Source organism: Micromonospora sp. II, assembly GCF_001709195.1.
GTDB lineage: Bacteria > Actinomycetota > Actinomycetes > Mycobacteriales > Micromonosporaceae > Micromonospora > Micromonospora chalcea.
Map to the genome: position 1 here is coordinate 46286 of NZ_LYXF01000014.1, position 22745 is coordinate 69030.

The 22745-nt window shown below is 68.1% G+C and carries 21 protein-coding genes; 13 read left to right on the plus strand and 8 right to left on the minus strand.

The annotated features are described in order from the left end of the window. Positions 1 to 64: 64 nt before the first annotated feature. Together A8711_RS08440 and A8711_RS08445 are read left to right on the plus strand one after the other, a co-directional pair. Positions 65 to 1312 carry an NAD(P)/FAD-dependent oxidoreductase gene (locus A8711_RS08440; RefSeq protein ID WP_043325312.1) on the plus strand — a complete coding sequence of 416 codons (1248 nt, stop codon included), beginning with the start codon at positions 65 to 67 and terminating at the stop codon, positions 1310 to 1312. An 8-nt stretch (positions 1313 to 1320) separates the two neighbouring features. Beyond that, the gene (locus tag A8711_RS08445) at positions 1321 to 1797 is read left to right on the plus strand and encodes a MarR family transcriptional regulator (protein ID WP_231915556.1); all 477 of its coding nucleotides are present in this window, start codon (positions 1321 to 1323) and stop codon (positions 1795 to 1797) included. Between the two features lie 78 nt (positions 1798 to 1875). Here A8711_RS08445 and A8711_RS08450 read toward each other — a convergent pair whose 3' ends face one another. From A8711_RS08450 to A8711_RS08480, 7 genes are all read right to left on the minus strand, one after another. Beyond that, complete coding sequence (locus A8711_RS08450) at positions 1876 to 2154, minus strand: phosphopantetheine-binding protein (protein WP_051611113.1); 279 nt, start codon at positions 2152 to 2154, stop codon at positions 1876 to 1878. A 49-nt stretch (positions 2155 to 2203) separates the two neighbouring features. Beyond that, positions 2204 to 2938 (minus strand): SDR family NAD(P)-dependent oxidoreductase, encoded by a 735-nt coding sequence (locus tag A8711_RS08455; RefSeq protein WP_069087888.1) that lies wholly within the window; start codon positions 2936 to 2938, stop codon positions 2204 to 2206. Then, positions 2935 to 4101 carry an AMP-binding protein gene (locus A8711_RS08460; RefSeq protein WP_069087889.1) on the minus strand — a complete coding sequence of 389 codons (1167 nt, stop codon included), beginning with the start codon at positions 4099 to 4101 and terminating at the stop codon, positions 2935 to 2937. Before A8711_RS08460 ends, A8711_RS08455 begins: the two co-directional genes overlap by 4 nt. A 167-nt stretch (positions 4102 to 4268) precedes the next feature. Next, the gene (locus A8711_RS08465) at positions 4269 to 5207 is read right to left on the minus strand and encodes a hypothetical protein (protein WP_069087890.1); all 939 of its coding nucleotides are present in this window, start codon (positions 5205 to 5207) and stop codon (positions 4269 to 4271) included. Positions 5208 to 5265: 58 nt separating this feature from the next. Continuing rightward, positions 5266 to 6069, minus strand: coding sequence for an ABC transporter permease (locus tag A8711_RS08470; protein ID WP_069087891.1), 804 nt, complete (start codon positions 6067 to 6069; stop codon positions 5266 to 5268). Then, positions 6059 to 6892, minus strand: coding sequence for an ABC-2 family transporter protein (locus A8711_RS08475; protein ID WP_233607695.1), 834 nt, complete (start codon positions 6890 to 6892; stop codon positions 6059 to 6061). Before A8711_RS08475 ends, A8711_RS08470 begins: the two co-directional genes overlap by 11 nt. Before the next feature lie 5 nt (positions 6893 to 6897). After that, on the minus strand, positions 6898 to 7986 hold the full coding sequence (locus tag A8711_RS08480) for an ATP-binding cassette domain-containing protein (protein ID WP_231915555.1): 1089 nt from the start codon (positions 7984 to 7986) through the stop codon (positions 6898 to 6900). A gap of 75 nt (positions 7987 to 8061) precedes the next feature. Here A8711_RS08480 and A8711_RS08485 point away from each other — a divergent pair, with 75 nt between their 5' ends. The 11 genes from A8711_RS08485 to A8711_RS08530 all read left to right on the plus strand — a co-directional run bounded on the left by A8711_RS08485 (position 8062) and on the right by A8711_RS08530 (position 19265). Then, positions 8062 to 9714 (plus strand): condensation domain-containing protein, encoded by a 1653-nt coding sequence (locus A8711_RS08485; RefSeq protein ID WP_124778784.1) that lies wholly within the window; start codon positions 8062 to 8064, stop codon positions 9712 to 9714. Positions 9715 to 10239: 525 nt separating this feature from the next. Continuing rightward, the gene (locus A8711_RS08490; protein ID WP_083296958.1) at positions 10240 to 11211 is read left to right on the plus strand and encodes a ParB/RepB/Spo0J family partition protein; all 972 of its coding nucleotides are present in this window, start codon (positions 10240 to 10242) and stop codon (positions 11209 to 11211) included. A 215-nt stretch (positions 11212 to 11426) separates the two neighbouring features. Beyond that, positions 11427 to 11597 (plus strand): hypothetical protein, encoded by a 171-nt coding sequence (locus A8711_RS32410; protein WP_157539106.1) that lies wholly within the window; start codon positions 11427 to 11429, stop codon positions 11595 to 11597. 155 nt (positions 11598 to 11752) lie between these two features. After that, positions 11753 to 12907 carry a hypothetical protein gene (locus A8711_RS08495; RefSeq protein ID WP_141707652.1) on the plus strand — a complete coding sequence of 385 codons (1155 nt, stop codon included), beginning with the start codon at positions 11753 to 11755 and terminating at the stop codon, positions 12905 to 12907. After that, on the plus strand, positions 12907 to 13836 hold the full coding sequence (locus A8711_RS08500; protein ID WP_069087895.1) for a nitroreductase family protein: 930 nt from the start codon (positions 12907 to 12909) through the stop codon (positions 13834 to 13836). The genes A8711_RS08495 and A8711_RS08500 overlap by 1 nt, the downstream gene beginning before the upstream one ends. Before the next feature lie 10 nt (positions 13837 to 13846). Further along, the gene (locus tag A8711_RS08505; RefSeq protein ID WP_043325328.1) at positions 13847 to 15025 is read left to right on the plus strand and encodes a YcaO-like family protein; all 1179 of its coding nucleotides are present in this window, start codon (positions 13847 to 13849) and stop codon (positions 15023 to 15025) included. After that, the gene (locus A8711_RS08510; RefSeq protein WP_124778786.1) at positions 15006 to 15836 is read left to right on the plus strand and encodes a hypothetical protein; all 831 of its coding nucleotides are present in this window, start codon (positions 15006 to 15008) and stop codon (positions 15834 to 15836) included. Before A8711_RS08505 ends, A8711_RS08510 begins: the two co-directional genes overlap by 20 nt. Positions 15837 to 15873: 37 nt before the next feature. Further along, positions 15874 to 16758 carry a hypothetical protein gene (locus tag A8711_RS08515; protein ID WP_124778787.1) on the plus strand — a complete coding sequence of 295 codons (885 nt, stop codon included), beginning with the start codon at positions 15874 to 15876 and terminating at the stop codon, positions 16756 to 16758. Continuing rightward, entirely contained in the window at positions 16755 to 18326 is a 1572-nt protein-coding gene (locus A8711_RS08520; protein WP_069087897.1) for a class I adenylate-forming enzyme family protein, read from the plus strand. The genes A8711_RS08515 and A8711_RS08520 overlap by 4 nt, the downstream gene beginning before the upstream one ends. A 10-nt stretch (positions 18327 to 18336) precedes the next feature. Further along, on the plus strand, positions 18337 to 18606 hold the full coding sequence (locus A8711_RS08525) for a phosphopantetheine-binding protein (RefSeq protein ID WP_069087898.1): 270 nt from the start codon (positions 18337 to 18339) through the stop codon (positions 18604 to 18606). 173 nt (positions 18607 to 18779) lie between these two features. Then, the gene (locus tag A8711_RS08530; protein ID WP_043330434.1) at positions 18780 to 19265 is read left to right on the plus strand and encodes a flavin reductase family protein; all 486 of its coding nucleotides are present in this window, start codon (positions 18780 to 18782) and stop codon (positions 19263 to 19265) included. A gap of 90 nt (positions 19266 to 19355) precedes the next feature. Here the strand turns inward: A8711_RS08530 and ileS are convergent, their stop codons facing one another. Then, positions 19356 to 22475: an isoleucine--tRNA ligase gene (ileS, locus tag A8711_RS08535; protein WP_043325338.1), complete on the minus strand. Its 3120-nt coding sequence runs from the start codon at positions 22473 to 22475 to the stop codon at positions 19356 to 19358. Positions 22476 to 22745: the final 270 nt, after the last annotated feature.

The window sequence follows — 22745 nt, forward strand, 5'->3', positions numbered from 1 at the left end:
ATCTGTCCAAGGTGACTGTTCACAGTGACACTTGCCCAAATATCTTAATGATTAAGGTAATTGCATGAGCACATCGACGGACTTCTCGGTGGCGATCGCCGGCGCCGGCCTCTCCGGCCTCTGCCTCGCCCAGTACCTGACGCGCGCCGGCATCGACGTGCACGTCTACGAGCGGGACCCGGGCCCCTTCATCCGGCGGCAGGGTTACCGGATCATTCTCGACCGGTACGGGCTGGAGGCGCTTCGCGAGAGCCTGCCCCGCTCGCTCTACCACCTGGCGCTGGCCACCGGCGACGAGCCCGGTGGTCACCTGCGCTTCACCAACAGCCGGCTGCGGGACGCCTTCACCATCACGTTCAAGGACGAGCCGGGCGCGACCCGCCAGGTCGACCGGCTGACCCTGCGGTCGATCCTGCAGTCCGGGTTGAACGGGCGCATCCACTACGGCAAGGACGCCGTCGCGGTGGAGAGCGGCGGCCCGGCAGGGCTTCGACTGCGGTTCTCCGACGGCGAGGCCGCCGCGGCAACCGTCGTGGTGGGCGCGGACGGCGTCGGCTCGGCCCTGCGACCGCAGCTCATGCCGGACGCGGACCCGGCGAACACCTCGATGGCGGGCATCTACGGCCGCTCTCCCCTGCTGCGCAACGGCGAGAGCGTCATCCCCGACGCACTGCGTACCAGCGGGGTCCTGGCCATCGCCGACCGGCCCGGCAGCGCCTTCTTCTTCACCTCCATGCGGTTCGGCGAGAGCCCGCAGGCGGCGTTCGCACGCCTGGCCCCGGGCAACTACGCGCCCAGCGGCGACGACTACGTCATGTGGGGCCTGCTGCTCCGGCAGGAGGAACTGCCGGCCGACGTCCGCGGGAACCTGCTGGCGCTGTGGAAACTGGCCGACCGATTGAGTACGGACTTCCATCCGCTCATCCGGCGCCTGGTCGACACCGCCGAGCTGGACGCCACGGTGCTCAACCTCTTCGCCACCGGCCGACGGCCGCACCGGTGGGCGGTGCCACGGGCCACGATGATGGGTGACGCCGTACACGTCATGCCACCGTTCGGCGCCCACGGCGGCAACACCGCGCTCCGCGACGCCGCCCTGCTCGGCCGCCGGCTGGTCGAGGCGCGGGCGGGCGCCACCTCGGCGGAGGAGGCGATCGCCGCCTACCAGGACGAGATGACGGACTACGCCTTCCGCGCCGTCGACACCGCCTCCGGACTGATGCGCCGCCTCACCGGGGGCGCGGCCGCGCCACACTGGGTGCTGACCCGCGTGCTACCTCGGCTGCACCGGGTCACCGTGCCGGAGGCATGATTGCCCGCATGTCCCACGATCCGGCCCGCGCCTCCGCGATCACCGACCTCATGCGCGCCGGGCGGGAGACGTCGCGGCTGTCCATGGTGTTCCGGTACGCCATCGCGGAGCGGCTGGGCCTCGCCGTGAGCGACCTGGAGTGCCTGGACTACCTGGCGGACATCGGCTCCGCCACCGCGGGGCAGATCGCCGAGCGGACCAGCCTCACCACCGGTGCGGTCACCAGCATGCTCCGCCGGCTCCAGCAGGCCGGTTACGTGACGGCCGAGCGCGACCCGGCAGACCGGCGGCGGGTCGTCGTCACCATACGGCCGGAGCGGATCGCCGACCTGGAGCGGCCGTACGAGCGTTTCGCCGAGCGGGCGGAACGGCTCGTCGAGGGCTACAGCGCCGAGGAGGTCCGGCTGCTGGTCCGGCACCACGACCGCCTGCAGGCGATGTACCTCGCCGAGTTGGACCACCTCCGCGACGGCGACACCGAGTAGTCCGGCCGTCGCCCGTGACGACGGCGCGCCGATGGGCGCCCTTGGGAAGTCGTCCAACCTGCCGGGGAGCGGCAGTCATCACCTGTGAGGTGGGACGCTCTCCATTTGATTGCCGACGTAGACCTCCACCAACTCCCCCACCGTCCGGGGGAAGATCTCGTCCTCCAACGCGAGGAAGGGATCAAATCCCATCGATTGTTCGAGCCGCGTAACGAGGACGGCGAAGGCGAGACTGTCCAAGCCGCTGTCGGCCAGGCCGCTCTGCAGGCTGACCTCGCCGTCCTCGCCCCCTTCCTCTTTGATCAGCTTGACCACTTCACGAAGAACGATCTCCGCTACACGTTCCCGCTCGAGCACTGCGCCACCTTCCCTACGTGTTTGTCCGTCCACATTTCCGGTCCGGGCCTCATGCGGTGGAGCCGCCGTCCACGGTGATCAGCGTTCCGGTCACACCGGCGGCATCCGGGGAAAGAAGGTAGGTCACTGCGGCGGCCACTTCGTCGAGACGTGCGAACCGGCCGATCGGACTGCGCCCCTTGATGCGCGCCTGGCTCTCCGCCCCCAGGGCGCCGGTCATCTCGGTGTCAAGGAAGCCCGGCGCCACCGCATTGACCGTCACGCCGCGCCGCCCTACGTCGCGGGCCAGCGAACGGGTGAACCCCTCCAAACCCGCTTTCGCCGCCCCGTAGACGGACAGACCGCGGAATCCCGTCGAGGCAACGATCGAGGAGACGTTGACCACGCGTCCCCGGCCCGCTGAGATCATCGAGCGGACAAGATGCTTCGTCAGAACCATCGGCGACACAAGGTCGAGTTGCACTGTTTCCCAGATGGTTCTGTCCTTCACCAGCGGCAGGAGACCGTCGGTGCCGCGAGCGGCGTTGTTCACCAGCGCGTAGGGGGCGCCGTGCGCCTCCACGATTGCGCGTGCCAGGCCGGGCAAGGACTCCAGATCACTCAGGTCGGCACGGACGTGGACATAGCCCGGACCCACCTCCTCCGGCTCGACCTCGCGGCGGGCCAGGCCCACCACCCGGTATCCGTCGCTGCCGAGCCGCCGGGCCACCGCCCGCCCCAGGCCACTGCTGGTTCCGGTCACTACCGCGTACGGACAGTCGCCGCGGGATTCCGCCTCGTTCACGCTCTGCTGACCTTTCCGGTGGGCGACAAGAAGAACTCGGTTACCGCGGTGATCGAGGCAGGAGTATGCGACCGGGGCAGATGGTCGGCGACGAATGACCGCAGGGCCGACTGCAGTTCGTCGGGGTCGAGCCCACTGCCGAGAGGCGAAGGCACAACCCGGGCGGTCAGGATCCAGCCCGTGATCGGGCTGCGCCTGGGCGTCACCACGGCATCATGTACTGCGGGATGCCGCCGGATCAGCTCCTCGACCCGCTCCGGCGAGACCTTGTCCCCTCCGACGTTCACCGTCTGCGACTTCCGGCCGACGAAGTAGACCCGGTCACCGCGAGGCTCGACGAGGTCGCCCGTGCAGACGAATCCGTCCGGCTGCGCCGTGCTGCTTCCCGGCGCCCGGACGAACAGGACGCCGTCGCGGATCTCCAGTGCCACACGGCCGGGAGCCGGCTCGAGAAGATGCCGGGGGAAACCTTCCCTGCCGTCGCTCACCGAGAAGGCGGCACCGGCCTCGGTGGACGCGTAGACATGCGTGACGCGCGCATCGAACCGCCGCCGCAACGCATTGATCAGCGACTGTGTCGCGATCTCACCACCCAGCGTGATCTGTTGCAGCCGGAGGTCGTCACAGGCCCTGCTGCGCAGAATCATCCGCCACATCGTCGGAGTCGCGGACAGTGCGTCGACGCCGGCTCCGGCGAACAGCTGGAGGCGCTCGTCGAGCCCGGCGGCGTGGTGGGCGTCCACCAGGGTGTCGCCGTGGATCGCCTGGAGGACGACCTGGATGCCCGCCATCCGGGTAGGAGAGAACAGGAGACCCCACCGCCGCTGCTCGCGGTCGCCGGGATTCCGCGCCGGGCGTACCGGGCGAATCCGCCGCGTCAGCGAGTCGAGACTGTGGTCGGTCGGGGTGGGCGTCCCCGTCGTGCCTGAGGAGAAGACACGCCAGAGCGTATGCACGTCGGTGCTCGCGTCGCCGGCCGACAGTTCGCCGTGGGATGCGTAGGCGGCAGCTGGGGCATCATCCCCGGCCTCGCGCAGGACCACCGCCTCCGCCGAGCCTACGGTCGGACTCAGGTCACCCACGAACTCGACCCGGGCGGCCCAGCCCTCGAGTGCGACGATGGCTGAGGCGACCAGGCGGGAACTCTGCCCCACCAGGGCCACGGTCGCACCCCGGGGTACGCGACGTCGCAGGCCGAGAACGTCAGCGTGCAGGTCGTGCGAGGTGAGCGGCGGAGACCGGCCGTCGATGACGACCGGACGACCGACGGCAGCGGCCCCCGCTCCGCCGCGCGTCCCGTCATGGTCTGCGACTTCCCCCTCAGGACCGTTCATCCTGCTCCCTCACTGCACCGCGGGCCCGGCGCCCGACCGGGGCGGATCGACCGGAGCGTGAACTCGTAGAAGATCCTGCCGTCTTCGGTGACGCACGGATGAGCCGCGAACATGCCCTCGCGACTCGCGCGACGTAGCACCCGGTTACTGCCGGACCCGCAGCAGAACGCCTTGTACTCGGGCGTGAAGAAGAGGTCGGACAACAGGGCCATGGCCGGGTCGAGAATCTTGACCTCCCCGTCGGCGTCCACGAGCCGTACCCAGGAATGCAGGCCCAGGCGTGCGCCTCCGAAGATGTAACCCGACTCCTGCTCGGCCGCCACACCACGGTCCAGCAGTTCAGACATCAGTACCTGGCACAGCGAGTCGCAGTCGCCGACGCCCCGGTGCCTGGTGCCGGCGACATCGGAGGACAGGGTCATGGGTGTGAAGTGGAAGCGGTACCGCCGCAGCAGGTCGTCCCAGACCTCCCGCACCCTCGGGTCTCGCACCGTGGCGGTGTTCCCGGTCAGTTCGACCCTGCCGCGCCACTCCGCCCTGCCGGCCTGGATCTCTTCATGCTGCCACTGCACGTCCGGTAGGACAGGCGCGCTCCACTCGGACGACGGGCAGTGCTCCGCGCGGGGACACTGGGCCCAGCCGACGATCTCGTAGGCCCGCGCGGAGACCCAGTCCGCGCCGTACGACTTCAGCATCCTCGCGAAGAAGATCATGATCCGCTCCGGACTGCTGCGTCCGGTGCCGCTGAGCAGGCCCACGTTCCACACGTCGCAGTAGTCGTGTCGGCCGTCCTCCTCCACGAGGCCGGCGGCAACCAGTTGCGCCAGTTCCTCGGGCGTACACCGCAAGGTGTCCAGCGCCTCGGCCCTGCTGATCCACACCCGGTGCTCGGGTGGAGTCGGCACGACGTCCCGCAGCCCTCCGACGAGACTCATCCGAGGGCTCCGAGAGACTGGACGACGGAATCGGCGTGGCGGCCGATGTGTTCGCACATCAGTGACCGGAGCTTTCATATCGTGAGAGCCCGTACCGGAAGACGGTCGTCCCGATCCACAGGCAGTAGATGGCGACGACCGGTGTCAGCAGCCCCAGCCAACGAGCCGGCCCGTGCGCGAGGACAGCCGCGGCGGGGAAGAAGCTCATGAACGCATAGGGCAGGACGACGGTAAGGGTGATCCGGACCCCAAGGCCGTAGATGGTGACCGGAAAACGAGCCAGTTCCCCGAAGCTGTGCATGGAGAACGCGRACATGGAGTACGGGGAACGCAACCAGAAGGCGGCGCAGTTCGTGAGGAGGTTGAGCCCGATCTTCACACCGGCCGCCGCAACCACGAGCAGCAGCCCGAGCGCGACGCGACCGACGTTCCAACTGACGTCGACGTGCCGCACCGCGGCGATCAGCAGACCGGTGCCGAGGACGAGATTGCCCAGTCCGTTCATTCCCACCGCGGAGCTGAGCACCTGGAGGACCGGTGGATAGGGCCGCAACAGCATCGCGTCCAGCTGTCCGAAGTTGACAGTCACCGCGAGAGTCCAGGCTCCCTGCGCGACCAGCACGCTCAGCCCTTCCGCGACGACCACCAGCGCGTAGATGAGCACGACTTCCCAGAACTGCCAGCCGTTGATCTCCGGGATGCTCCGGAAGATCGCCCACAGGAAGACCACGCCGACGGCCTGCACGAGAACTGCCGACAGGCTCATGATCCAGAAGTCGGCCTCGTACTGGAGAGTGGCGCGCACCTGGGCACCGAACAGACGGCGGTAGAGCCACAGCGCTCGTCGTACTTCAGCCACCATGGACCGTCAGCTTCCGAGCGGCGGCCGACCACATCAACCGCGCCAGCCACCACAGCGCGACCGCCCAGGCCGCCTGCACCAGCACGGCGGTCGTCGCGTCGCTGCCCTCCAGTGAGCCGGTGTAGAGCAGCGCCGGGGTCGACGCCATTCCGACGAACGGCAGGTACGTGGCGATGACCCGCATCCACTCGGGCAGGAAGGCCAGCGGTACGAGTGCCCCGGAGAACAGCGTGATCAGGGCGATCCGGGCGGCCTGCACACCCACGTAGTTCTGTGTCCAGAAGACGAGCAGACCGCTCAGGTACACGATTCCGAACCGCAGGGGCAGCACCAGCAAGGCGGACAGGATGAACAGCGGCAGGGTGTCCCGGTCCGGCGGCGACATGCCGCCGAAGATCGCGGCGGCTGCCAGGACGACCACGATCGCCGTGCCGGCTTCGTAGACGGCGAACCCGACGCTCTCGGCCAGGCGCGACCACTGGTAGTCGACCGGCCGAACCAGGTCCATGGCCACGTCGCCCTGCTGGATGCGGTTGGCCATTCGATAGTCGGTATAGCTGGACACCAGCGAACCGACGACGAACGCCACCAACAGGTACGCCTTCATCTGCGGCCAGTCGAATCCTTGCCGAGGGCCGGCGGCGAGTGCCGAGCGCCACAGGTACAGCATGGACAGGACGCCGAACGCCGAGGCCAGCATGCCGAAGAGGAAGCTCGTCTGATAGGCGAGAAGGCTCTTCAGCGCCATCCGGGCCATGCTCCGATAGGCACGTATCCGGCGTGATCGGGTATCAGCCGGCAACGGCACCGCACCGGCGGTCACGAATGTCATGACACGGTCTCCCGATCGACCCCGCCGCCGGGCTCGGGCCGCAACTGCCCCGCGTACACCTTCCGGACGACCGTCTCGATGGCCGGCTCGTCGATGTGCATGTCGACGATCTCCGCCTCGGCGAGCACTGCCGCCAGCACCTCTCGCGCGCCGAGCGTCATCCGGTCGAAGGTGACCGTGAGCTCGCGGTCGTCCGACCCCGCGCGGACCTGAGCGCCCGGCAGTCGCGCGGCGATCCGATCGACGCCCGGCAAGCCGGCGGCCAGCTCGAAGGACATCGACCGCTCGCGGACATGGGTGTCCTTCACCGACTGCAGGTCACCGTCGTACACCACACGTCCCGCGTCGATGATCACGATGCGCCGGCAAATGTCCTCGATGTCGGCGAGGTCGTGGGTGGTGAGCATGACCGTCGTCCCGTCCGCCACCAGCCGACGCACGAAGGAACGCACCCGGTCCTTCACCGCGATGTCCAAGCCGATCGTCGGCTCGTCCAGGTAGACGATCCGCGGTTCGTGGAGCAGCGCCGCGGCGAGGTCGGCCCGCATGCGTTGCCCCAGCGACAACTTACGGGCGACCACCGGGAGAAGGTCGGCCAAGCCGAGGACGTCGTCGAGGCGGGCCAGTGTCTCCCGGTACCGCGCGGCGCCCAGACCGTGCATGTCCCGCAGCAGTTCGAGCGAGTCACGTACGGGCAGGTCCCACCACAGCTGCGTTCGCTGCCCGAAGACGACGCCGACGCGTCGCGCGTTCTCCACCCTCGCCCGGTACGGCACCAAGCCGTCGACGAGGACCTGTCCAGCGGTCGGGACCAGGATCCCGGAAAGCATCTTCACCGTGGTGGACTTGCCGGCGCCGTTCGGACCGACGTAGGCCACTGCCTCGCCCTGTGCCACAGACAGATCGATGCCGTCCACAGCGACGTGCTCGGAGAATCTACGCTGGAGCAGGTGCCGGAGGGAACCGCGTAGCCCCGGCGCCTTCTCCGGCTTGCGGAAGACCTTACGCAGTCCTGCGACTTGGATCAATGTCACCGGACGAGCATGCACCATTTCCATCGCCGCGCCAACCACCTTGCCCCGCACGGATGCCAGCGATAGCCTTCGACGCAAGCCTCTCTCTGAATCGAATTGTTTTCGGTGTCCTGTTCAACGGAGAAGATGTCACTGCGGGACGGAGAAAAATTGGAAATTCGTTTTCGTGCGCCGTCCGGGCGAACCGCCGATCTGACCTGGGGACAGCAGAGGATGGCGCAACTGATGGCGGATCTCCAGCCGAACAACGCCTCACTCAACCTCAAGTTCGCTCACCGGATCAAGCCGGGTCTGAAAGCCGACGAGGTCGCGTCCGCCATCAGAGGAATGGTCGAGGCCTGCGAGTCCGCGCGAACCCTGTTCGAGCCGGACGCGCCCTCCGCACAGCAAAGGGTCACAACCGAGGGAGTCCTGCACGTCGCGGTGATCACCGCCGTGACAGCCACCTTCACATCGGCTCTCGAATCGGCAGCCGAGCTGGCGGGCACCCCGTTCGGGGCCGACGACCTCCCCGTTCGCGTGGGCATCCTGACCGATCGGAGTGGCCCGGCCTTCGTCCTGCTGGCCATCAACCATCTCGCGTCGGACTACCTCGGCGCTCACTGGATGACCTGGCACCTCCGCCACGTCCTCCAGGCTGACTTCTCCGACGGCGAGCCGTCGGCGATCCACCCCGTCGATGTCAGCCACTGGGAGAGCAGTGAGGCCGGCCGGCGGGAAGGGGCCCGTGCGCTGCTCCGGCACGAACGGAGCCTTGCACGCATGCCTCAGAGCATGCTGCCCCGGCTCCCGGTCGAGCCGTTGCATCCCCGCTATCGGTACGTGGTGATGCAGACGTCAGCCGGCGCGTGGTGCCTGAGTCACCTGGCCAAGCGGCACGGGGTCAGCGAGACGGCGGTCGGCCACGCGGCCCTCTCCCTCGTTCTGGCCCACGTCAGCGGGCTGAGCCGGGCTCACCTCCAGGTGTGCGTCAGCAACCGGGCCGGTCGGGACACGGCTGCCGTGGTGGGTTGCCTCACCCAGGACGTTCCCACCTGCGTGGCGATCGACGACGCCGACTTCGACGCGCTGCTGCGGCGATCCGCCGGCGCCATCCACCACGCGACACTGACCGGGCGCTTCCCGCACCGAGGCCTGATGGAGGTGCGCGAGCGCGTCGAGAAGCGGCGCGGCTTCCCGCTGGATCTCTCCTACTGGCTCAACAGCCGACTGTTCGTGCCGCTCCCCGCGGAGGCACCGAACGCCGCGCGGATACGGGAGGAAGCGGCCAGGACCTCGGTCCGGTGGCTGGGCGGCGACCAGTGCAGCACGAGCACCCTCTTCTGCTACCTGGACCGCCGCGACGACATACTCGAAGTGCTGATGCTCGTCGACACCGCCTATGTCGCTCCCGCCGAGGCGGAGCAGTGGTTGCGTGCGTTCGAGTCGATTCTCGTCACCGCGGTCCTGCGACCGGAGCTCAGCGCGGACGCTCTCGTCGCGGAGACCGGCGTCGTGTCGTTCCGCGCGACGGACGACTGGGTCAAGATCGACCACAGCTGGATCCACCTACCCACCACGGCGGCACGCCTGCATGCGGCGCTTCCGGGCATGACCCTACGACTTGCGGTTGAGACTCCCGGTGGTGAGGCTTCCCTGGTGGCGATGGTGGCCAGTCCTCGGAGCGGCCGCGAGACCAGCGCTCCTTCCGCCACCGTTGTCGTCGAGGCGCTTCGTGGCTGCCGGGTCGGCATGCGCCCGCACCGGTTCGTCTCGAGGGCAGGGGATGTACAGGACTGATCGGCGACGTGGACCGCCTCGCGGCCCGGGTGCCCGGGCACGCGAGGACAGCAGGCCGCAGTCGCTCTCGAACCGGTAGGCGGCGCCCAGGTCGCCATGGCCCTCTCACTCCCGGAAGTTACGGAAAGGCACCGAGAATCCCGGCGCGGCATTGATGCGGTTCCGCAGCTGCGCACGCGACACCGGGTCGCACGGCATGCCACCCGCGACCGCGTAGGTGACCCCCTGCCCTACACCACAGCGAGACCGACCGCCAAGCAGGGAAAAGAGCGTCGACGCATTGAATCCGAGAAATTTCCGGGTGCCACGGGGCACCTGTGCAAGCGGTCAGAAGCTACAGTTGCACATGCCGCGGGCCGCCAGAGCACTCAGGATCGGCCCATTACCAGCAGCATCACCGGAGCCCGAAATTTCCGACAAGTTGTTCTCTGATTTATCGGACCGGTTCCACTCACGAGAGGCGACGACTGAGCCCACGAAGAGCCGGTCAGCGAGGCATCAGCAGCTGTTCACGGGGAGGACAGGTTGATCGACGCCAACGATCCGCTGCAGGTTGTGGAGAGCTGGACCGAAGGAAGCCAGCAGGAGGCCGTATCGGTACCGATCCGGTCGCTCCTGCCCGGTCAGGGCCCCCGCCGGCACGGGGTCGACGAGACGCACGTACAGCTGTTGGCCCAGTCCGAACTCCAGCACCCGCCGATCCTGGTGCAGCGCAGCACCATGCGCGTCATCGACGGGATGCATCGTCTGCAGGCGGCACTGCTCCGTGGTGCGGACTCGATTCACGCGCTGATGCTCGACGACGACGACCAGATGGCCTTCCTGCGCAGCGTCACGAGCAACATCAAGCACGGCCTGCCGCTGACCCTGGCCGACCGCCGGGCGGCGGCCGAACGTCTGCTGGAGATGTTCGCGCATTGGTCGGACCGGTCACTCGGCCGCGCCACCGGGCTGTCGGCCAAGACGATCAGCACATTGAGGCAGCGCAGCGGCCAGCCGATGCCGGCCGAGCGGACCGGCCGGGACGGACGGGTCCGGCCGACAGACGCCGACGCCGGCCGGAAAGCTGTCGTCGCGCTCCTGGCCGAACGACCTGATGCTTCGCTGCGGGAAATCGCCCGGTTGGCCGGCGTCTCACCGAATACGGTCCGCACCATACGCCGCAAACAGAACGAAGGTGCGGCGGGTTCACCGTCGCCGGCACGGGCACTGTCCGCGGTCAAGGAGGCGCCCGGCGCGCCCGAGCCGAGCCGGGACGTCACCGCGTTGGCGCTGGAGAACCTCGCCAAGGATCCGTCCGTGCGCTACACCGAGGCCGGGCGCACCCTGCTGCGCATGCTGCATCAACAACTCAGCCTCGTCTCCGACCACGACATCATCAACGCTCTTCCACCGCACTGCCTCCCGCTGGTGGCCCGCCTCAGTCGCGGACTGTCGCAGCAGTGGGAGCAACTCTCCGCGCGAGCGGCGATCCGCGTCCAGACCGAGGTGGGTTGAGCGGCCAAACCCGCCGACCGTCCACACGCTGCGATCGTCCGCCCCACCGCACCTCAGCCTTGGCACTTCTTCGGCCACTGCCCGGCGCCGGGCGGTGGCCGGACGCTCGCTCGTCGCGTCGACGTCGAGGCGCAAATATGTCCGGAAGAGCCAGGACTGCGCCCGCCGCAGCTGCACTCATTGACATAGCTAAATAGCCCTGTAATGCTTTTTGCATGATGACAACCACCGCGCAGGAAATGTCCGCGCAAAACGCAGAGGTCTCCCTCAACGAGACCGCCGAGGAATCGTCCATCGACAACATCGAGGGTCTCTTCGAGGAGGTCGACCTCTTCTCGACGGCCCTCATCCAGGGCGGCTGCACCGGCGGCTTCACGTCCCTGTGATCCAACTGTCGCGTGCTAACCGGCCGTCTTTCGGCCGGTTAGCACGCGCTTTCCTGTCATCGGGCAGCCGTATCCGGGAACGCCGACAGGATGTCAATCATTCAGGTTGTCCAGAAAGTCAACCGGTCGGAGCGTACAAGAGATAGGACCCTGCTTTGGAGACGCTAGCTGAGGCTGCCGCAGAAAACGGCACCGACGCCCGTTCCGCAACGTATCGCGCGCACCCTCTTGTGYGCATCGAGCCGGCGGCCAGTGACCTGTGGCTCATCAGCCGAGACGACAGGTTGAACGGACACAAGGTTCCCGCGTCGGCTGCGGGTCTGCTCGTTGCCGCCTTCGCTCCGGGAACCATCTATTCCCTGTCGGAGCCGATCATGGCGGCGATCGGCTCCGTGCGCAGGGCCGAGCTGATCGCCGAGTGGCTGGTCGCCCACGAGTACCTGGTGCGCGATGACGACGCCGAGGCGATCAAGACGCGGCGGTGGCTGGAATCGTGGGCCGAGAATGGATGGCGGGCCGCCTCCCGCTATCACGCGCGTACTTACGGATACCCCTTCGAGTTCTACGAGGCTGACGGCAACTCCGCGGAGGACGTACGCCGGATGGTCGCGTACAACGCGCAGCAACCCGACGTCGATCGGGCCCGGCCCCGGCTGCACGACCAGGAGAAGGTGTACGCACTGCCGGACCCCGCCCCGGAGTTGTTCCCCGCGACCGCTTCGGCGGCGACGAACCTTGCGGTAGCGGCGCAGCCGCTGGACTACGACCGCCTTGCGTCGCTGCTCTCCCTGCTGACCCGACCGATTCGTCAGGCCAGGATGCCGTTCGCGGAATCGGCCAACCTGCTGCGGAAGACGAGCCCTTCCGGCGGTAGTCGCCATCCGACGGAGTTCTCCGTCGTCACGCATGCCGTCGACGGGATCGACGACGGTGTCTACCAAGTCGCGACCGTCGACGGTGCGCTGGACCGCATGGATCACCTCGACGCCTCGTCACGCGACCTGGCGGACCTGTCGGGTATCGCCGACGACAACCGCCCCTACGCACTCATATTCTTCAACTCCTATTTCGCCCGGAACCGCTACCGCTACCGGGAACCAAGGACCTTCCGGACGGTGCACATGGATGTGGGCCACCTCATGGGTACTGCCGAGTACCTGAGCCGCGCGAACGGTTGGGCGGTCCGGCATGCCCAGCACCTCGACGGCAAAAAGGTCGCGGACGCGCTCGGCACCGACCACCGCGTCGAGGCGACAATCGCAGCGACTCTCGTACACGCAGCCGATCAGCCTGCAGAAAGCCGAGATTGATGTCCACGACATGGTCGCCACTCCTCGTCATMCGACCCGACCGTGACGCCGCCGTTCTCGAAGACTCCCAGTCGGCGCAGTCGGTCCGCTTCGACGCCGCCGAACTCGCCCGGAAAATCGTGTCGGACGCTCCCGAGGTCGGGGCCCGCGAACTGTCTCCGTCGGACGACCTCGATTCGATCTCGACCGATTGGGTCACGAACGGGTGGCGTCCGAGCCTCGACTACTTCAACTGGTCCGAGCAGATCTCGGAGAGCAGGCGGGAGGCCCGGTATCCGGCCCGCGGCAGTCAGGCTCAGCCGACGCGTCCAGCGACGTCGACGCCGCAGTGGAACTGGGCAGAAGAAGGCACTACGGCCGGCACCGGCGGGGTCAGCGTCGGTGAACTGCTGGTACGACGACGCACGGCCCGCCAATTCGAGCCGGAGCCCTTGTCGCGGGAGACCGTCGCCGCCATCTTCCGCTGCTTCTCCGCGCTCATGGCACCCTTCGAGCCGTCCGGCTCGCTGGCAGGCGTGCGTATGGCCGCCGTCGTGTACGCGATCAACGGCGTCGATTCGGGCATCTGGGCTCTCGACCTCGCCGGCGAGCGAGCCGATCAGCTGACCTCCGGCAGCTTCCGCCAGGAGATGGCCGATCTGATGTGCGGCATGCAGGCACCCATGACGGCAAGTGCCACGATCGTGCTGATCGTCGACTTCCCCCGCCGCCAGGAAATGTTCCCCTACGAGAGGGCCTTGCGCGAACTGTACGTCGAGGTAGGTCGAGTCGCGCAGAAATTCATCATCGCGGCGGAGTCGTACGACTGCGGCGCGCTGATCACCCCGGCGACAAACGACAACGTGCTGGCGGAGTTGCTCGGGCTCTCGGATGACGAGGCACCGGTCTACACCATCACCTTCGGTCGGAAGACCAGCAGGAAAGGCTGACCCACAAAAAATGGCACTCACCGCTGCGGTCGTCCGCGATGATTGGAAATGCGTCCGATTCACGAGCCCTTTCGACGGGCTCTTCGGCTCTGTCGTCGAGGCGGACGACGACGTGCTCGGCGTCGCGTGGGATCTTGACCCCGCACGGGCGGACGAGAGAGCACTGGGTGAGGCTGTCGAGCGCGCCGCGCTGCACGAGCCAGCCCTCGCACCTGTGCGTGCGTCCGCGAACGAGCTCGGCTCGAAGGCCATCCGTCTCGACGACCGGGCGACCTTCAGCCCGGAACAGTGCTCGCAAGAGCCGCTGCTCCGCCCGTTCGCATGGAACGCGCACTCCCAGAACACCTGGGTGACGATGCAGTCTCCGGACGGCGAGGTGTTCGTACCCGCCGACGTCGAGCGGATGCGGGTCCACGACTCGGATCCGACCCGCGTCAAACCGATGACCTCGATCGGCGCCGCGTGCGGGGTCGACTGGGACACGGCCCTCACCCGCGCGCTCACTGAGGTCGTGGAACGGCACGCCGTTGCGGCGGCCGTCTACTCCGGGCGCCGCGCGGCCCGAGTCCGTCCCGGCGACGACCGGTACTCCGTTCACGACATCGCGGAAATTCTCGGCGGTGCGGCTGACGTGGTCGTCGGGCTGCTGCCCGGCAGCCATTTCGGATTGCAGGTCGCGCTGGCCGCCATCGTCGGCACCCGCGACGGACTGCCGGAGGTGGCCTTCGGGTCGGCCGCCCATGCGGACGCGGCGGATGCGATCCGCTCAGCGGCGATCGAAGCGGTGCACATCTTTCACCTCGGCTGGCGTCTGCACCGCCGGGGAGACCCCGAGGAGCGGCCGGTGGGCATCAACACCCGGGCGCTGTGGTGGGCGAGGCACGGGCGCGCCCACCTGGGCGACTACTTCGTCGACCAGGTGGCCGAAGCCCAGGGCACGACCTCGGGCGGACGTACCTGGACCGAGATCGGCGATGCCATCTCCGCAGAGGGGTTCCGCTGGGCGTACAGCGACATCACCCCGGCATGGGCCGCCGGCGCCGTGGTCGCTCGCGCGGTGGTCCCTGCCCTGCTCCATCTCCAGATCAATCCGTTCCCGCTGCTTTACGCTCCGCGCTTCCCTTCCGAGGTAGAGGCGTTCCTCCGTCGCTCGGGTGGCGGGGTGAACAATGACCATCCGTTTGTCTAGTCCAGGAACTCCGGCGGAACCGGTGCCCCCGGTCGTCGAGGAGCGCCAGATCGCCGACGCGCCGTTCACCCGCGGCGGGGTGCCTGGCGCGTCGCGGCATGGCGGAGGCCCGCCGGTGCTGCCGACCGATCAGGCCGTCGTCGTCTTCGAGTCGGGTGGGTGGCGGTCATATCCCACGTCCGGCAGTGATCGGGCACCGTGGCAGCAGCACGGATGGGGCGCCGCCTTCGACCTCGTCAGCGACGCGATGAGGAACGGCTCGTCGCCGCGCACGCTGTCGATGCCCGAGGCGCTTCCCGACCCGTCGAACATGGGAGCGGTGGTCGAGCACTACCCGCCCGTCGTGAGCGGGGCACGTCTGTCGCCCGCAGAACTCTTCGGCGCGGTGGGTCGGTGCCGCCGGCGGTATGCGGCGAAGGGGGTCGGGTTCCACGTCGCGGTTGTCGACGCCGGCGAACTGGGTCCCGGGTGGTACAGCCCGGACGGGACCCTGCTGATCCCGAGAAGCCGGCACGACCTCGGCGAGGAGTTGTCCTCCCTTCTTCCGGTCGCGTACGGCCGGGCGGAGTTCGACGTCGGCGCATCGGTCGTCGTATCAGTGTCCGTCGACGCCGAGCGGGACGCTGCCGACGAGTACATGGAGCAACTCTGGATCGGAGGACTCGCGATAGGCGAGCTCGAAGGGTACGGCTCGGACCTGGGATGGGCGACGCGCGGCAACTATGCGGTGCTCGCCGGATTCCATGACGTCGTCGGGCTGGACTCCGGCAGACAGTTGGCTGTCGGTGCTGTCTGCTGGGCAGGGCTGTGACATGGGAGCCGCGTACACGTGGGCTGCGGGAACGACCATGGAGAACGAGGGCTCCGACACCATCCGGATCAGCGCACCGGCGCTGGGCCGGTCGTGGCGCCTGGACGCGGGCCGCGTCGAGCGGCTTCTGCACCAGGTCGTCGCCGAGGAGTTCGAGGACCCGGCCGTACAGCAGTTGATCCGCCTCGGTCTCCTGGTCGAACGCGAAGGTGCCGACGGCACGTCGTGGGGGCCGGTGCGCCGCTACCACGCCTGGAGCGGAATCGATCATTTTCGCGACGGAGCGGATTCGACTGGTGGCCTCCGGGCATCGGCGCTGCGGCTGTTCTCGCAAGACGACCTCGATGCCCTGCGCGAGCCGGCTGCCCCCCAGGGTCGCCGGGAGCAGATTCCCGAACCGTGGGCGGCGGTGGTCTGGACCGCTCTCACCCGGGTGCGCGCCAATCGCCGGCGGTTGCGCGAGGCGGTGCACCCGGCCGAGCTGCTCTACAGCTACGGAGCGGCCCACGGGCTACTGATCGTGTCGCGCGTGGACGGTCGCGTCCTGGTCACTGTGGCCGACCCCGCCTCGTACGGTTCAGGAGTCCGCCTGGCGTCCATGGACGCCGCGGCGGATCCGCGACTTGACGTCCTGGCTCCCCTCGCCATCGGGGTCTTCGGCGATCTCGCCGCCTACCGGAGACGCTATCGCCACGAAAAGGCGTTCCGCGGCTTCCTCGTCGACGGCGGACGGCTGAGCGCGGAAGTCGCTCGCGCTCTTCGGGCGAAGGGCGTCAGCTCGACCACCCGCACGGGCTTCACCGACCCCGCTCTTCTGTCAGCGCTCGGCCTCCAGCCGTTCGTCCATCACCTCGCGGCCGCCTACGTCGCGGACGAGGAGGGCGCCGGCCACCGATACGTCGCGACCCGGGTGGCACCGTGACGACGAGAGGGGCAGGTGGCGCGACGGACCGTTGCACGGGGACGTTCGGGCTGCTCGAGCGCGTCGCCGGGGAGGTTCCCGACCGCCTCGCGCTGGTCGAACCGTTCGTGCGTGGTCTCACCTTCGCGGAGTGGTTGCACGACTCGGTGGCGCTGGCCGCGCGCCTTTCCGAGGCAGGGATCACCAGTGGCATGCGTGTCGGTCTGCTGTTCGACCGCAGGAACTGGATCGATCTGTGCGTCGCCTACTTCGCGGTGCAACGGCTGGGCGCGGTCACTGTCACCGTCTCGGCGGGAGCTCCGGCGTCCGTCCGCGACTTCATCACCCAGGACGCCGGCATCTCCGCATGGATCGCTGCGGACCCGTCGCCGGTGGGGAACGGCCCGGGCGGCGATCCGTATCAGGTTCTTCCGGTCGAGCCTCCGGGCTGTGGGGACCGGGTTCCCCCGCCGGCGACGACCCGCCCCGAGCAGACGGCCGACATTCTCTACACGTCCGGCACGACCGGCCTGCCCAAGGCGGTCGTGACGCCGCACGCGCTCTTCACGGAGGTCTACGCCCGCCCGCCGTCCGCTCACGGCGGCATCGGCCCACCGATCCTGCACGCCTTCCCGATCGGTACGGCGGCCGCGCTCATGATGTTGTACGCCCCGTTCCAGGGCATCGACGGGCCCGGGCTCACGCATCCCATCACCAGGGCGGTCGCGGCGCTGCCGGAGTTCAACACCAATGACGTGTGCAAGGCGGTCGCCGACTGTCAGGTCACCCTGTTGTTCCTGACGCCTGCCATGCTGGCACATCTCACGACGCTCACCTCGTCGCAACGTGAGATGCTCGCGTCTCTGGAGGTAATCCACTGCGGTTCGGCGCCRCTGAATCCGGCTCATGTGGAACGAATCCGCCGGATGCTGCCGTCCGTTCGGGTGGTCAACGCGTACGGAACCACCGAGGCTTGGCCCGCGATGGTGGAGATGCCGTCAGCGGGCGCGGATCCCGATGTCGTCGGGAGACCGGCACGAGGCACCCGGATCCGCATCAGGAGCCTGGAGACGGGGCTCGTCGTCGGCCCGGGCGTCCACGGCCGCGTGGAGATGTCCTGTCCGCGGTTCCGCGGACGCCGCTCCTACCTGCACGATTCAGTGCCCTCGAAAACCTTCCTTCCGGACGGTTGGACGGCGACCGGAGACATCGGTCATCTCGACGAGGAGGGCAACCTGCATCTGAGCGACCGCGTCTCTGACGTCCTCAACGTCGGCGGGGAGAAGCTCTCGGCACGCCCGGTCGAGATCGCCCTCCTCTCGCACCCGATGGTCGAGGCCGCGGCCGTGCTCGGACTCCCGCATCCCCGGCTGGGTGAGTACGTCGCCGCGGTCGTGGTGCTCCGGCCGGGCCGGACGAGCCTGAACGACATTCGCGTGCACCTGCTCGAGCGTCTGCCACCGAAGCAGATACCGCGCCGCGTGTTCGCTGTCGGATCGATGCCCGTGACCGAGAACGGCAAGATCCTGAAGAACGATTTAAAGAATTCGATTGCGCGCGGCGAGGGCACGCTTTCGGAGCTTCGCTGAGGAGAGCGACGTGGATTCGTCTGAGGTACTCGAAACAGTTAGCGGATTCTGGCGGGAACTGCTGGAGACGGATGCGGTGGACGTCGACCACGATTTCATCGCGGCGGGTGGAGACTCCCTCCTCGCAGTGGAGCTGTTGGCGCGGCTGGAAGGAACCTTCCCCGACGCCGGCTTCGACGACCCCGCGAACGTCGGCTGGCTGACGATACGAGCGACCGCCGAGCAGATAGTGGCGAGGAGTTCCACCCGGTCGGCGATCGATGCCGGCTCCGGCGACTGAGCCGAGGCCGGTGCGCGCATGCCGCCGACCACTCACCTGACGGGGAAGGGAGCGCTGTGGATGATGCGCGACGTGCTGACGGCCCCGGTGGCTGACGGAAGAGGTGAACGGTGACAGCCGCGAAGCAGAAGCCCGTGTCCCGCGACCGCTGCGGCGGTGACCGTCACGTCGACATGCGGGCGGTGATGGGTGCGTTCGCCACGGGCGTCACGGTGGTGACGTCCGGGCGGGAACTCCCGCACGGCATGACCGCCAACGCGTTCACGTCGGTCTCGCTCGACCCGGCGATGGTGTTGGTGTGCGTGAAGCAGTCCGCCGCGATGCACAGCACAATTCTGGCGAACGGGATGTTCGCGGTGTCGATCCTCGCCGCAGGACAGGAAGAACTGGCGCGCTACTTCGCCAGTCCCAGCCGGCCGCGCGACGAGCGGGAGTTCCGTACCGTCGATTTCCGGCCCGGCGAGCACACCGGCTCCCCCATCATCGAGGGCAACCTCGGCTGGGTGGAGTGCGAGCTCGCCGCCGTGTACGAGGGCGGTGACCACTCCATATTCCTCGGCTCGGTGCTGGACATCGGCCACGGCGACCGCACCGACGCACTGGTGTTCCACACCGGGCGGTTCAGTGTTCTGGCCACGGACGTCCACGGGGTTCGCTGACCCGCCGCTCGGCCCACCGCCGGCCGATACGAAGGGCCGGGGCCACGACGCACGGCCGAACGGGCGGCGTGCTCGTGGCCCCGGCGCTCCTCATGCCTTACGCAGCCAGAACGTCAGGCCGAGCGTCTCGTCGGTGAAGGACGTCGCGTCTGCCCACGTCGGCCGCCCGAGGGTGAAGTCCGTCGCGAGCACCTCGTCGGCCACCAGCTTCTGATGCTCCGTCAACGCCGTCAGGGTGTCAGCGGTCGCCTCGTAGCGGAGTTCGATGCGATCGGCGACCTCCAGGCCGGTGGCCTTGCGGGCCTCCTGGATCTGGCGGATCACGTCCCGCGCGATCCCGGCGAGGCGGAGTTCCGGCGTGATGTCCAGATCCAGCGCCACCGTCGCACCTGCGTCGTTGGCGACCGCCCATCCGGCGCGTGGAGTCTCGGTGATGACGACCTCGTCCACCGTGACGACCACCGCCTCACCGTCCACGTCGACGGTCGCCTCACCTCTCGTACGGAGGGCGTTGGCGAGGGCGGTCGGCTCGGCCGCCATAATCGCCGCGGCGACGCCTTGGACCGCCTTGCCGAACCTCTTGCCCAGGGGGCGGAAGTTCGCCTTCACCGTCGTGTCCACGAGTGAACCGCTGGTGGCCGTGATGGGTGCCACCGAGACGACATTGAGCTCCGACGCGATCTCGGCGAGGAGTTCCGCCGGCAGGTCGGCGAAACCTGCCGCGGACACGACCGCGCGGGACAGCGGCTGGCGCGTCCTGATGCCGGAGTCGGCGCGGGCGGAGCGGCCGAGTTCGACGAGCCGACGCACGAGAAGCATCTGCGCCGACAGTTCCGGGTCGATCAGGGACAGGTCGCCGGTGGGGTATGCGGCGAGGTGCACGGACTCCGCCGCACCGGGCGTGACCGGAACCACCAGGTCCTGCCATACCCGCTCGGTCACAAACGGTGTGATCGGCGCGAGGAGGAGCGTCAGGGTGGACAACGTCTCGTGGAGCGTGGCCAGGGCGGCCGGGTCGCCGTGCCAGAAACGCCGGCGGCTGCGGCGAACGTACCAGTTGGAAAGATCGTCGATGAACGTGGACAGCAGCCGGCCGGCCTCGTGGGTGTCGAAGCGCTCCATCGCGGCGTCCACGTCGCGTACCAGGCTGTTGAGCTCCGACAACAGCCATCGGTCCAGCAGCGGGCGGCTACGGGGCGCGGGATCTGCCGCCGACGGCGACCAGCCGGCGGCACGGCCGTACAGCGCCCCGAAGGACACGGTGTTCCAGTAGGTCAGAAGAGTCTTGCGGACGACCTCCTGAAGCGTGTTGTGCCCGACGCGCCGGGCCGACCACGGGGAACCGACAGCGGCCATGAACCAGCGCACCGCGTCGGCACCGTGCTCGTCCATCAGCGGGATGGGTTCGAGGATGTTCCCCAGGTGTTTCGACATCTTGCGGCCGTCCTCGGCGAGGATGTGGCCCAGGCAGACGACCGTTTCGTAGGCCGACTTGTCGAAGATGAGGGTGCCCACCGCCATGAGGGTGTAGAACCATCCCCTGGTCTGGTCGATCGCCTCCGAGATGAAGTTCGCCGGGTACCGCTTCTCGAAGAGTTCGACGTTCTTGTGCGGATACCCGAATTGCGCGAAAGGCATCGAGCCCGAGTCGTACCACGCGTCGATGACTTCGGGCACCCGGCGCGCGGTGGCGCCGCATCGGCAGTCGAAGGTGACGTCATCGATATAGGGACGGTGGGGATCCAGCTCGGACAGGTCAGTCCCGGCCAGCTCGCTCAGCTCGGCCAGCGAGCCGACGCAGGTCAGGTGGTTGTCCGGGCAGCGCCAGATAGGCAACGGCGTGCCCCAGTACCGACTGCGGGACAACGCCCAGTCGACGTTGTTGTTCAGCCAGTCCCCGTAGCGGCCGTACTTGATGTTCTGCGGCTGCCAGGTCGTCGCCTCGTTCTCGCGCAGCAGCGCTTCCCGGATGGCAGTGGTGCGGATGTACCAGGACGGCTGCGCGTAGTACAACAGCGCCGTGTGACAACGCCAGCAGTGCGGGTAGCTGTGCTCGTAGGCCTCCTCGCGGAAGAGCAGTCCCCGCTCGGCGAGATCCGCCACCAGGACCGCGTCGGCACTCTTGAAGAACGTGCCGCCGACGAGCGCGAGGTCGGACTGGAACGTGCCGTCCGGACGGACGGGGTTGACCATCGGAAGACCATACGCACGGCACGCGGCGAGGTCGTCAGCGCCGAATGCCGGCGCCTGGTGCACCAGGCCGGTGCCGTCCTCGGTCGTCACGTACGTCCCGAGGATGACGAAGTTCGCGTCCTCGACCTGGACCAGGTCGAATGGCCGCCGGTAGGTCCAGCGTTCCATGTCCTTGCCACTGAAGGAGTCGCCGACGACGGTCCATCCCTCACCGAGTGCGCTGCCCGCCAGCGCCTCCGCGACAACGAGCTGCTCCTGGCCGTCGGTCATTACGACGTAGGTGACGTCGGGATTGACCGCGACCGCGACGTTGGAGACCAGCGTCCATGGGGTCGTGGTCCACACGAGCAGGGAAGCCTGGCCCGCCAGGGGGCCCGAGGTGAGTGGGAACCGCACGAACACCGACGGGTCGGTGACCACCTCGTACCCCTGGGCGAGCTCGTGATCGGACAGCCCCGTCCCGCAACGAGGACACCAGGGCGCCACGCGGAAGTCCTCGACGAGCAGCCCTTTTTCGAAGATCTGCTTCAGCGACCACCACACCGACTCGATGTATTCCGGATCCATCGTCCGGTAGGCGTCGTCCATATCGACCCAGTAGCCCATGCGTTCGGTCAGCCGGGCGAACTCGTCGGTATGCCGGGTCACCGACTCGCGGCACCGGGCGTTGAACTCCGCGATACCGAAGGCCTCGATGTCGCGCTTACCGGAAAAGCCGAGTTCGCGCTCGACAGCCAGTTCCACCGGAAGTCCGTGGCAGTCCCAGCCGGCCTTCCGCGCGACATGGAAGCCCTTCATCGTCTTGTACCGGGGAAAGACGTCCTTGAACACTCTGGCTTCGATGTGGTGCGCCCCTGGCATACCGTTCGCCGTTGGGGGCCCCTCGTAGAAGACCCATTCCGGCCGCCCCTGCGATCTTTCCAGGCTGAGGGCGAAGACCTTACGATCACTCCAGAATTTGAGGATGCCGTGATCGATATCGGGAAAGCTCGCCTGCGCGGGCACAGCGCGGTACATGGATCCTCCAACGAAGCGGTTACCGAACTTCGGTGGAGGGACGAGGCCCGGGCCCCGCGGTACCACCCTCCTTGGCCACAGCGCGCGGCCCTCTCGTTAAGTTGTGGTCGGGTCTACTCGGCGTGACGCCTTTCTTCCGACGGCTCCAGGGTGATCTTCCCGCTGCGCACACCCCCGGGCTTCCACCATCCCCGGGTCTCTGCTGGCTGCGTGCAGTGGTACTCGTCCCTATCGACGCCTTTCCGGGCCAGTGTAGCCCATCGCGCCGTT

What these genes read in the sequence shown, in the direction of transcription:
- A8711_RS32410 (WP_157539106.1), top strand. Translation starts at nt 11,427, where the DNA reads ATGATGACAACCACCGCGCAGGAAATGTCCGCGCAAAACGCAGAGGTC.
- A8711_RS08505 (WP_043325328.1), top strand. Translation starts at nt 13,847, where the DNA reads ATGGCACTCACCGCTGCGGTCGTCCGCGATGATTGGAAATGCGTCCGA.
- A8711_RS08515 (WP_124778787.1), top strand. Translation starts at nt 15,874, where the DNA reads ATGGAGAACGAGGGCTCCGACACCATCCGGATCAGCGCACCGGCGCTG.
- A8711_RS08440 (WP_043325312.1), top strand. Translation starts at nt 65, where the DNA reads ATGAGCACATCGACGGACTTCTCGGTGGCGATCGCCGGCGCCGGCCTC.
- A8711_RS08445 (WP_231915556.1), top strand. Translation starts at nt 1,321, where the DNA reads ATGTCCCACGATCCGGCCCGCGCCTCCGCGATCACCGACCTCATGCGC.
- A8711_RS08465 (WP_069087890.1), bottom strand. Translation starts at nt 5,207, where the DNA reads ATGAGTCTCGTCGGAGGGCTGCGGGACGTCGTGCCGACTCCACCCGAG.
- A8711_RS08510 (WP_124778786.1), top strand. Translation starts at nt 15,006, where the DNA reads ATGACCATCCGTTTGTCTAGTCCAGGAACTCCGGCGGAACCGGTGCCC.
- A8711_RS08530 (WP_043330434.1), top strand. Translation starts at nt 18,780, where the DNA reads ATGCGGGCGGTGATGGGTGCGTTCGCCACGGGCGTCACGGTGGTGACG.
- ileS (WP_043325338.1), bottom strand. Translation starts at nt 22,475, where the DNA reads ATGTACCGCGCTGTGCCCGCGCAGGCGAGCTTTCCCGATATCGATCAC.
- A8711_RS08485 (WP_124778784.1), top strand. Translation starts at nt 8,062, where the DNA reads ATGTCACTGCGGGACGGAGAAAAATTGGAAATTCGTTTTCGTGCGCCG.